Source organism: Mycobacterium sp. E2327, from assembly GCF_001672675.1.
In the GTDB taxonomy this organism is placed as follows: domain Bacteria; phylum Actinomycetota; class Actinomycetes; order Mycobacteriales; family Mycobacteriaceae; genus Mycobacterium.
In genome coordinates this window covers 15,023-25,474 of the sequence record NZ_LZKE01000055.1, presented here as the reverse complement: position 1 = coordinate 25,474, position 10,452 = coordinate 15,023, and the positions used below count along the sequence as shown (strand labels likewise).

At 68.3% G+C, this 10,452-nt stretch carries 8 protein-coding genes; all 8 read left to right on the top strand.

Going from position 1 to position 10,452, the window contains the following annotated elements; translation table 11 throughout:
- Position 1 precedes the first annotated feature (1 nt).
- From A5712_RS06915 to nuoN, 8 genes are read left to right on the top strand one after another with little or no spacing between them, the layout of a single operon-like run.
- The gene (locus tag A5712_RS06915) at positions 2–2,497 is read left to right on the top strand and encodes an NADH-quinone oxidoreductase subunit G (protein WP_082973313.1); all 2,496 of its coding nucleotides are present in this window, start codon (positions 2–4) and stop codon (positions 2,495–2,497) included.
- An 8-nt stretch (positions 2,498–2,505) separates the two neighbouring features.
- Positions 2,506–3,765 (top strand): NADH-quinone oxidoreductase subunit NuoH, encoded by a 1,260-nt coding sequence (gene nuoH / locus A5712_RS06910; protein ID WP_197519319.1) that lies wholly within the window; start codon positions 2,506–2,508, stop codon positions 3,763–3,765.
- On the top strand, positions 3,758–4,303 hold the full coding sequence (nuoI, locus tag A5712_RS06905; RefSeq protein WP_068102852.1) for an NADH-quinone oxidoreductase subunit NuoI: 546 nt from the start codon (positions 3,758–3,760) through the stop codon (positions 4,301–4,303). Before nuoH ends, nuoI begins: the two co-directional genes overlap by 8 nt.
- Entirely contained in the window at positions 4,300–5,100 is an 801-nt protein-coding gene (locus A5712_RS06900) for an NADH-quinone oxidoreductase subunit J (RefSeq protein WP_068102849.1), read from the top strand. The genes nuoI and A5712_RS06900 overlap by 4 nt, the downstream gene beginning before the upstream one ends.
- On the top strand, positions 5,097–5,396 hold the full coding sequence (gene nuoK, locus A5712_RS06895) for an NADH-quinone oxidoreductase subunit NuoK (RefSeq protein ID WP_007168303.1): 300 nt from the start codon (positions 5,097–5,099) through the stop codon (positions 5,394–5,396). The genes A5712_RS06900 and nuoK overlap by 4 nt, the downstream gene beginning before the upstream one ends.
- 12 nt (positions 5,397–5,408) lie before the next feature.
- Positions 5,409–7,295, top strand: a complete 1,887-nt coding sequence (gene nuoL / locus A5712_RS06890; protein ID WP_068102847.1) for an NADH-quinone oxidoreductase subunit L — start codon at positions 5,409–5,411, stop codon at positions 7,293–7,295.
- Positions 7,289–8,863: an NADH-quinone oxidoreductase subunit M gene (locus A5712_RS06885; RefSeq protein WP_068102846.1), complete on the top strand. Its 1,575-nt coding sequence runs from the start codon at positions 7,289–7,291 to the stop codon at positions 8,861–8,863. The genes nuoL and A5712_RS06885 overlap by 7 nt, the downstream gene beginning before the upstream one ends.
- The gene (gene nuoN / locus A5712_RS06880; protein ID WP_068102844.1) at positions 8,860–10,440 is read left to right on the top strand and encodes an NADH-quinone oxidoreductase subunit NuoN; all 1,581 of its coding nucleotides are present in this window, start codon (positions 8,860–8,862) and stop codon (positions 10,438–10,440) included. Before A5712_RS06885 ends, nuoN begins: the two co-directional genes overlap by 4 nt.
- Positions 10,441–10,452 lie beyond the last annotated feature (12 nt).

The following is a 10,452-nucleotide window of genomic DNA, read 5'->3' as shown; positions in this document are numbered from 1 at the left end:
GATGACGAGTGCGGCTAAAACCGAATCCGGCGACGGGGTGCGTCCGCCGGACATGGTGACATTAACCATCGACGGCGCCGAGATCAGCGTTCCCAAGGGAACTTTGGTGATTCGCGCGGCCGAGCTGATGGGCGTCCAGATCCCCCGGTTCTGCGACCACCCGCTGCTGGACCCGGTGGGGGCGTGCCGCCAGTGCCTGGTCGAGGTCGAGGGACAACGCAAGCCGATGGCGTCCTGCACGACGGTGGCCACCGACGACATGGTGGTGCGCACCCAGCTGACCTCCGAGGCCGCGGACAAGGCGCAACACGGCGTGATGGAGCTGTTGCTGATCAACCACCCGCTCGACTGCCCGATGTGCGACAAGGGCGGCGAATGCCCGCTGCAGAACCAGGCAATGTCCAACGGCCGCGCCGAATCCCGGTTCACCGACGTCAAGCGCACGTTCGCCAAGCCGATCAACATCTCCTCGCAGGTGCTGCTGGACCGCGAGCGCTGCATCCTGTGCGCCCGCTGCACGCGTTTCTCCGAGCAGATCGCCGGTGACCCCTTCATCGACATGCAGGAGCGCGGGGCCCTGCAGCAGGTCGGCATCTACGCCAATGAGCCGTTCGACTCGTACTTTTCGGGCAACGCGGTGCAGATCTGCCCGGTGGGGGCGCTGACCGGCACCGCGTACCGCTTCCGGGCCCGCCCGTTCGACCTGGTCTCCAGCCCGAGCGTGTGCGAACACTGCGCCTCGGGGTGCGCGCAACGCACCGACCACCGCCGCGGCAAGGTGCTGCGGCGGCTGGCCGGCGACGACCCCGAAGTCAACGAGGAGTGGAACTGCGACAAGGGCCGGTGGGCGTTCAACTACGCGACCCAGCCGGACGTCATCACCACTCCCCTGATCCGCGACGCCGACGGCACGCTGCAGCCGGCGTCGTGGTCGCACGCGATCGTGGCGGCGGCCGAGGGGCTCGAAGCGGCCCGCGGTCGCACCGGCGTGCTGGTCGGCGGCCGGGTGACCTGGGAAGACGCCTACGCCTACAGCAAGTTCGCCCGAATCACGTTGGACAGCAACGACATCGACTTCCGCGCCCGCCCGCACTCCGCCGAGGAGGCCGACTTCCTGGCCGCCCGCATCGCCGGCCGGCCGGTGACCGTGAGCTACTCGGACCTGGAGTCGGCGCCCGTGGTGGTGCTGGCGGGCTTCGAGCCGGAGGACGAGTCGCCCATCGTGTTCCTGCGGTTGCGCAAGGCCGCCCGCAAGCACGGGCTGCGCGTGTACGCGATCGCGCCGTTCGCGACCCGGGCGCTGACGAAGATGAAGGGCCGGTTGGTCAAGACCGTTCCCGGCGCCGAGGCCGCCGCGCTGGACGGGCTCGCCACCGGCGAAGCCGGCGAGCTGCTCTCGAAGCCGGGCGCCGTCATCATGGTCGGCGAGCGCCTGGCCACCGTGCCCGGCGGCCTGTCCGCCGCGGCGCGACTCGCCGAGGCCACCGGCGCCAAGCTGGCTTGGGTGCCGCGCCGCGCCGGTGAACGCGGCGCGCTGGAAGCCGGCGCGCTGCCCACGCTGCTGCCCGGCGGCCGCCCGGTCGCCGACGACGCCGCCCGCGCCCAGGTCGCCGCGGCGTGGAACGTCGACGAACTGCCTTCTGCCCCTGGGCGGGACGCCGACGGCATCCTGGCCGCCGCCGCCGACGGGTCCTTGGCGGCGCTGGTGGTCGGCGGCATCGAGCCCAACGACTTCCCCGATCCGGAGGCGGTGCTCGCCGCGCTGGACGCAGCCGGATTCATCGTCAGCCTGGAGTTGCGGCACAGCCCCGTCACCGAACGCGCCGACGTGGTGTTCCCGGTCGCGCCGACGACCCAGAAGTCCGGTGCCTTCGTCAACTGGGAAGGGCGCTACCGCGCGTTCGCGCCGGCGCTGCGCGGCACCAGCGGCGAGGCCGGCCAGTCGGACCACCGGGTGCTGGACACGCTGGCCGACGAGATGGGTGTCTACCTGGGAACGACCACCGTCGAGGCGGCCCGCGAAGAACTCGCCGCCCTCGGCACCTGGGACGGCGGCCACGTCGCCGACCCCCAGGTCGCGGCGTCGGAACCGGCCACTCCCGGGCAAGGGCAGGCCGTGCTGGCGGGATGGCGGTTGCTGCTCGACGAGGGCCGAATGCAGGACGGCGAACCGCATTTGGCCGGTACCGCCCGCAAGCCCGTCGTGCGGCTGTCGGCCGAAACCGCCGCCGAGATCGGCGCGGCCGACGGTGACAACGTCACGGTCAGCACGCCGCGTGGCTCGATCATGTTGCCGCTGGCCATCACCGACATGCCCGACCGGGTGGTGTGGCTTCCGCTGAACTCGCCGGGTTCGGCGGTGCACCGGAAGTTGGGCGTAACCGTCGGGAGCATCGTCGAGATCGGAGTGGGCACCGCCGGCGACGATGCACTGGGGGTCCCCCCAGCCGCGCAGCGGCGAGGGGGACGGAGCGATGAGGAGGAGCGGCGCAAATGACGGTTCCCTTGTCCGCCTTCGGACACGACCCGTGGTGGTTGGTGCTCGGCAAGGCGCTGGCCATCTTCGTCTTCCTCATGCTCAACGTGCTGGTCGCGATCCTGCTCGAACGCAAGATCCTCGGCTGGATGCAGCTGCGGCCCGGCCCCAACCGGGCGGGCCCCTGGGGCGCGCTGCAGAGCCTGGCCGACGGGATCAAGTTGGCGCTGAAGGAGAGCATCTCCCCCGGCGGCATCGACAAGTTCGTGTACTTTGCGGCGCCGGTCATTTCGACGATTCCGGCGTTCACCGCGTTCGCGTTCATCCCCTTTGGTCCGGTGGTGAGCGTGTTCGGCCACCGAACGCCGTTGCAGCTGACCGATCTTCCGGTCGCGGTGCTGTTCATCCTGGGCCTCTCGGCGATCGGGGTGTACGGCATCGTGTTGGGCGGCTGGGCGTCCGGGTCCACCTACCCGCTGCTGGGTGGGGTGCGGTCCACCGCGCAGGTCATCTCCTACGAGGTGGCGATGGGCTTGTCGTTCGCGGCGGTGTTCCTCTACGCCGGCTCCATGTCTACGTCGCAGATCGTCGGCGCACAGGACCGGGTGTGGTACGTCTTCCTGCTGTTGCCGTCCTTCGTGATCTACCTCATCTCGATGGTTGGTGAAACCAACAGGGCGCCATTCGACTTGCCCGAGGCTGAGGGTGAGCTGGTCGCCGGATTCCACACCGAGTACTCGTCGCTGAAGTTCGCGATGTTCATGCTCGCCGAGTACGTCAACATGATGACGGTCTCGTCGCTCGCCACCGCCATGTTCTTCGGTGGCTGGCACGCGCCGTGGCCGCTGAACATGTGGGCGGGCGCCAACACCGGCTGGTGGCCGGTGCTCTGGTTCACCGCCAAGATGTGGACCTTCCTGTTCATCTACTTCTGGCTGCGGGCCAGCCTGCCGCGGCTGCGCTACGACCAGTTCATGGCGCTGGGCTGGAAGCTGCTGATCCCGGCCTCGCTGGTGTGGGTGCTGATCGCCGCGGTGATCCGCACCGCGCGCAACCAGGGCTACGCGCATTGGACCCCGATCCTGGTGGTCAGCAGCCTGGTCTTCGCCGTGGCGCTGGTGCTGCTGTTGCGAAAACCGTTCAGCACGCCGACCATTCGCGCGATGGAACGCGAGCTGCGCCGCGAGGGCGGGGAAATCCCAGCCGCCCAGGCCACCGAGCCGGCCTTCCCAACACCGCCGCTGCCGGCGCAGAAAGTCGGCGCGAGCAAGGAGAAAGCACGTGCCTAAATTCTTCGACGCCGTCGCAGGTTTCGGCGTGACCCTGGGGTCGATGTTCAAGAAGAGGGTGACCGAGGAGTATCCGGAAAAGCCGGGCCCGGTGGCGCCGCGCTACCACGGGCGCCACCAACTCAACCGGTATCCCGACGGGCTGGAGAAGTGCATCGGCTGCGAGCTGTGCGCGTGGGCCTGCCCCGCCGATGCGATTTACGTCGAGGGCGCCGACAACACCGAGGAGCTGAGGTATTCGCCGGGCGAACGCTACGGTCGCGTCTACCAGATCAACTACCTGCGTTGCATCGGCTGCGGGCTGTGCATCGAGGCCTGCCCGACCAGGGCGCTGACGATGACCAACGACTACGAGATGGCCGACGACAACCGCGCCGACCTGATCTACGAGAAGGACCGGCTGCTCGCCCCTCTGCTCCCCGACATGACCCCGCCGCCGCACCCGAGGGCACCCGGCGCCACCGACAAGGACTACTACCAGGGCAACGTGACCGCTGAGGGATTGCGGGAGCGCGAGAACGCGGGAGACACCCGATGATCGCTGTGCTCGCCTCAACCCCGCTCGCCTCGGAGACCATCGTTCGCACCTCCACCGGCGAGGCGGTCACGTTCTGGGTGCTGGGCGCCGTGGCGCTGATCGGCGCGCTCGGGGTGGTGCTCGCCGTGAACGCCGTGTACTCGGCGATGTTCCTGGCGATGACCATGATCATCCTGGCGGTGTTCTACATGATCCAGGACGCGCTGTTCTTGGGTGTCGTTCAAGTGGTCGTCTACACCGGTGCGGTGATGATGCTGTTCCTGTTCGTCCTGATGCTGATCGGTGTCGACTCCGCGGAATCGCTGAAGGAGACGCTGCGCGGCCAGCGCGTGGCCGCGGTGGTCACCGGCCTCGGGTTCGGGATCCTGCTGCTGGCCGGCATCGGCAACGTGGCGACCGGAGGGTTTCTCGGGCTGACCACCGCCAATTCCGGCGGCAACGTGGAAGGCCTGGCCGCGCTGATCTTTTCGCGCTACCTGTGGGCCTTCGAGCTGACCAGCGCCCTACTGATCACCGCGGCGGTCGGCGCGATGGTGCTGGCGCACCGGGAACGTTTCGAGCGGCGCAAGACCCAGCGCGAGCTTTCCGAAGAACGCTTCCGGGCCGGCGGGCGCCCCACCCCGCTGCCCAACCCGGGCGTCTACGCGCGCCAGAACGCGGTCGACGTCGCCGCGCTGCTGCCCGACGGCTCGTACTCGGAGTTGTCGGTGTCCCCCATCCTGCGGATCCGCGGCGCCGACGGCGGAGACGTCGCAGCGACGCGCTCCACCGAAGCCGTCAAGGGCGGTGCGTCGTGAATCCCGCCAACTACCTTTACCTTTCGGCGCTGCTGTTCACCATCGGGGCGTCGGGGGTGCTGTTGCGCCGCAACGCCATCGTGATGTTCATGTGCGTGGAGCTGATGCTCAACGCCGTCAACCTGGCGTTTGTCACGTTCGCGCGAATGCACGGCCACCTCGACGGACAGATGATCGCGTTCTTCACGATGGTGGTGGCCGCGTGCGAGGTCGTCGTCGGCCTGGCGATCATCATGACGATTTTCCGTGCCCGCAAATCCGCTTCCGTCGACGACGCGAACCTACTCAAAGGCTAAAAGAACGCCGAGATGACTGACTACACCTGGCTGCTGGTGGCGCTGCCGTTGGCGGGTGCCGCGATCTTGTTGTTCGGGGGCAGACTCACCGACGCGTGGGGCCACCTGCTGGGCTGCGCCACCGCGCTCGGGGCGTTCGGGGTTGGCGCCACGCTGCTCGCCGACATGCTCGGCCGCGGCGACGCCGATCGCACCATCCACCAGAAGCTGTTCACCTGGATCCCGGTCGGGCAGCTGCAGGTGGACTTCGGGCTGCAGCTCGACCAGTTGTCGATGTGCTTCGTGCTGCTGATCTCCGGGGTCGGATCGCTGATCCACATCTACTCGGTCGGCTACATGGCCGAAGACCCGGATCGCCGAAGGTTTTTCGGCTACCTCAACCTGTTCCTGGCCTCGATGCTGCTGCTGGTGGTCGCCGACAACTACCTGGTGCTCTACGTGGGCTGGGAGGGCGTCGGCCTGGCCTCCTACCTGCTCATCGGTTTCTGGTACCACAAGCCGTCGGCCGCCACCGCGGCCAAGAAGGCGTTCGTCATGAACCGGGTCGGTGACGCCGGTCTGGCGGTGGGAATGTTCTTGATGTTCGGCACCTTCGGCACGCTGTCGTACGCCGGGGTGTTCGCGGGCGCGCCTTCGGCTTCGAGCGGCGCGGTAACCGCGATGGGGTTGCTGTTGCTGCTGGGCGCCTGCGCCAAGTCCGCGCAGGTTCCGCTGCAGGCGTGGCTCGGCGACGCGATGGAAGGCCCGACGCCGGTGTCCGCCCTGATCCACGCGGCCACCATGGTGACCGCCGGCGTGTACCTGATCGTGCGGTCCAATCCGCTCTACAACCTTTCGCCCGGTGCGCAATTGGGCGTCGTCATCGTCGGCGCCGTCACCCTGCTGTTCGGGGCGTTCATCGGCTGCGCCAAGGACGACATCAAGCGAGCGCTGGCCGCATCGACGATGAGCCAGATCGGCTACATGGTGCTGGCCGCCGGCCTCGGCCCGGCCGGCTACGCCTTCGCGATCATGCACCTGCTCACCCACGGCTTCTTCAAGGCCGGCCTGTTCCTCGGGTCCGGGTCGATCATCCACGCGATGCACGAGGAACAGAACATGCGCCGCTACGGCGGCCTGCGCAAGGCGCTGCCGGTCACGTTCGCCACGTTCGGGCTGGGATATCTGGCGATCATCGGCGTGCCGCCGTTCGCAGGCTTCTTCTCCAAGGACAAGATCATCGAGGCGGCGCTGTCGACCGGGGACACCCGGGGCTACGTGCTGGGCGGGGCGGCGCTGCTCGGTGCCGGTGTCACCGCGTTCTACATGACCCGGGTCATGCTGATGACCTTCTTCGGTGAAAAGCGTTGGGCCCCCGGCACCCATCCACACGAGGCCCCCGCCGTCATGGCGTGGCCGATGATCCTGCTCGCCGTCGGCTCGGTGTTCTCCGGCTTCCTGTTCTGGTGGGGCGGCGCGCTGCAGCACTGGCTCGAGCCCGTCGTCGGCGTGCACGAAGAGGCCGCGCACGCCCTGCCGGCCTGGGTCACCACCGTCGTCGCGCTGGGTGTCGTCGCCGTCGGTATCGCGGTGGCCTACCGCATGTACGCCGCCGCGCCCGTTCCGCGGGTCGCCCCCGTGCGGGTCTCGCCGCTCACGACCGCCGCGCGCGCCGACCTCTACGGCGACGCGCTCAACGAGGAGGTGTTCATGCGCCCCGGCGCGCAGCTGACCGAGGCACTGGTCGAGGTCGACAACGCCGGCGTCGACGGCTCGGTCAACGCGCTGGCCGCGCTCGTGAGCCGAACGTCAAACGGCCTGCGGCGCTTCCAAACCGGCTTCGCCCGCAACTACGCATTGTCGATGCTCGCGGGCGCCGTGCTGGTGGCCGCACTGATCCTGGCGGTGAGGGTGTGGTGAGTAACGTGCCGTGGCTGAGCGTCCTGTGGCTGTTGCCGCTGGCGGGCTCCCTGCTGATCATCCTGCTGCCCCCTGGGCTGCGGCAGCTCGCCAAGTGGACCGGCCTGGCCGTCGGGGTGGCGACGCTGGCGGTGGCGATCGTCATCACCGTCGGCTTCAAGACCGGCGGCCCCACCTATCAGTTCGTCGAAAGCCACAGGTGGATACCGGCGTTCGGCGCCGGGTACTCGCTCGGTGTGGACGGCATCGCGGTGGTGCTGGTGCTGCTGACCGCGGTGCTGATCCCGGTGCTGCAGGTGGCCGGGTGGAACGACGGCAACAAGGGCACCCAGGCGAATACCCGTAGCGTGCACGCCTACGTCGCGCTCACGCTTGCCATCGAGGCGATGGTGCTGATCTCGGTGGTCGCGCTGGACGTGCTGCTGTTCTACGTCTTCTTCGAGGCCATGCTGGTGCCGATGTACTTCCTGATCGGCGGCTTCGGGCAGGGTTCCGGCCGGTCACGCGCGGCGGTGAAGTTCTTGCTGTACAACCTGTTCGGTGGCCTGATCATGCTGGCGGCGGTCATCGGGCTGTACGTGGTCACCGCGCAGCACGGCTCGGGCACCTTCGACTTCCGTGACATCGTGGCCGGCGTCGCATCGGGCCGCTACGGCGCCGACCCGGCGGTGTTCAAGGCGCTATTCCTGGGCTTCATGTTCGCGTTCGCGATCAAGGCCCCGCTGTGGCCGCTGCACCGCTGGCTGCCCGATGCCTGCGTCGAGGCCACCCCCGCGACGGCGGTGCTGATTACGGCCGTGATGGACAAGGTCGGCACCTTCGGCATGCTGCGCTACTGCCTGCAGCTCTTCCCCGACGCCTCAACGTATTTCCGTCCGGCGATCGTGACGCTGGCGATCATCGGCGTGATCTACGGCGCAATCGTGGCGATCGGCCAGACCGACATGATGCGGCTGATCGCCTACACGTCGATCTCGCACTTCGGGTTCATCATCGCCGGCATCTTCGTCATGACCAGCCAGGGGCAGAGCGGGTCGACGCTCTACATGCTCAACCACGGCATCTCCACCGCCGCGGTGTTCCTGATCGCGGGATTCCTGGTGACGCGGCGCGGCAGCCGGGCGATCGCCGACTACGGCGGCGTACAGAAGGTCGCACCGATCCTGGCCGGCACGTTCCTCGTCTCGGCCATGGCTACCCTGTCGCTGCCCGGGCTGGCGCCGTTCGTCAGCGAATTCCTCGTCCTGCTGGGCACTTTCAACCGGTACTGGGTGGCCGGCGCCTTCGGGGTAACCGCCCTGGTGCTCGCGGCCATCTACATGCTGTGGCTCTACCAGCGGGTGATGACGGGACCGGTGGCCGAGGGCAACGACCGGATCACCGACCTGCGGGCGCGCGAATTGGTCGTCGTGGCACCGTTGCTCGCGCTGCTGTTCGTGCTGGGCGTCTATCCCAAGCCGGTGCTCGACATCATCAACCCCGCCGTCGAGAACACCATGACCACCATCGGCCAACATGACCCAGCGCCGAGCGTGCCGCCCCGGACTGCCGAAGGACCGCACCGATGACCCTGCCCACCCCAAGCTTCGAGTACTTCCTGCTGTGCCCGATGCTCATCGTCTTTTCCGTCGCGGTCGTCGGCATCCTGGTCGAGGCCTTCCTGCCCAGGCGGATTCGCTACGCCGCCCAGATGACGCTGGCCCTCGGCGGCCTGCTCGCGGCGCTTTTCGCCGACATCGAAGTCGCCGAGTCGATTCCCGCGTCCGGTCGCACCGCCGTGCTGGGCGCGGTGGCCATCGACCGGCCGACGCTGTACCTGCAGGGCACGGTGCTGCTGGTCGCGGTGCTGGCGGTCATCTTCATCGGCGAGCGGACCCAAGCCAAGGCGGACGCCAAGGTCGCCGCGAAGGTAGGTTCGGGCGGGCTGGATTCCTTTACGCCGCAGGCGTCCGCGGTTCCCGGCGGTGAGGCCGAGCGCGAGGCCGAGCGGGCCGGGGCCGCGCAGACCGAGCTTTTCCCGCTGGTGATGCTGTCGGTCGGCGGCATGATGGTGTTCCCCGCGTCCAACGACCTGTTGACGATGTTCGTCGCGCTGGAAGTCTTGTCGCTGCCCCTGTACCTGATGTGCGGGCTGGCCCGGCATCGCCGCCTGCTGTCCCAGGAAGCGTCGATGAAGTACTTCCTGCTGGGCGCGTTCTCCTCGGCGTTCTTCCTCTACGGCGTCGCGCTGCTCTACGGCGCGACGGGCACGCTGCTGCTGCCCGGGATCCGGGATGCCCTTGCCGCCCATGGCGATAGCTCGATGGCGCTGATCGGCGTCGCGCTGCTGTCCGTCGGCCTGCTGTTCAAGGTGGGCGCGGTCCCGTTCCACTCCTGGATTCCCGACGTCTACCAGGGCGCGCCCACCCCGATCACGGGATTCATGGCGGCGGCCACCAAGGTGGCGGCGTTCGGCGCGCTGCTGCGCGTGGTCTACGTCGCGCTGCCCCCGCTGCACCACGAGTGGCGCCCGGTGCTGTGGGCGATTGCGATCCTGACCATGGCCGTGGGCACCGTGACGGCGGTGAACCAGACCGACGTCAAGCGGATGCTGGCCTATTCCTCGGTCGCGCATGTGGGCTTCATTCTCACCGGCGTGATCGCCGACAACACCGCCGGCCTGTCCGCCACGCTGTTCTATCTGGTCGCCTACAGCTTCAGCACCGTGGGCGCGTTCGCCATCGTGAGCCTGATCCGCAACGCCGACGGCGTCGAAGACGCGCAGATCTCACACTGGGCCGGGCTCGGACAGCGCTCCCCCATTGTGGGCGTGATGTTTTCGATGTTCCTGTTGGCCTTCGCCGGCATCCCGTTGACGAGCGGATTCGTCAGCAAGCTCGCGGTGTTCAAGGCCGCCGCCCAGGGCGGCGCGGTGCCGCTGGTCATCATCGGCGTCATCGCCAGCGGTGTGGCCGCGTACTTCTACGTGCGCGTCATCGTGTCGATGTTCTTCACCGAAGCGACCGACGACACCCCGCACGTGGTGGAGCCCGGCATCCTGAGCAAGATCGCGATCGCGGTATGCGCCGCCGTCACAGTGATTTTGGGGATCTTCCCGCAACAGCTGCTGGATCTGGCCGACCAGGCGGCCCAGCTGCTGCACTAGAAATCCCCCGCG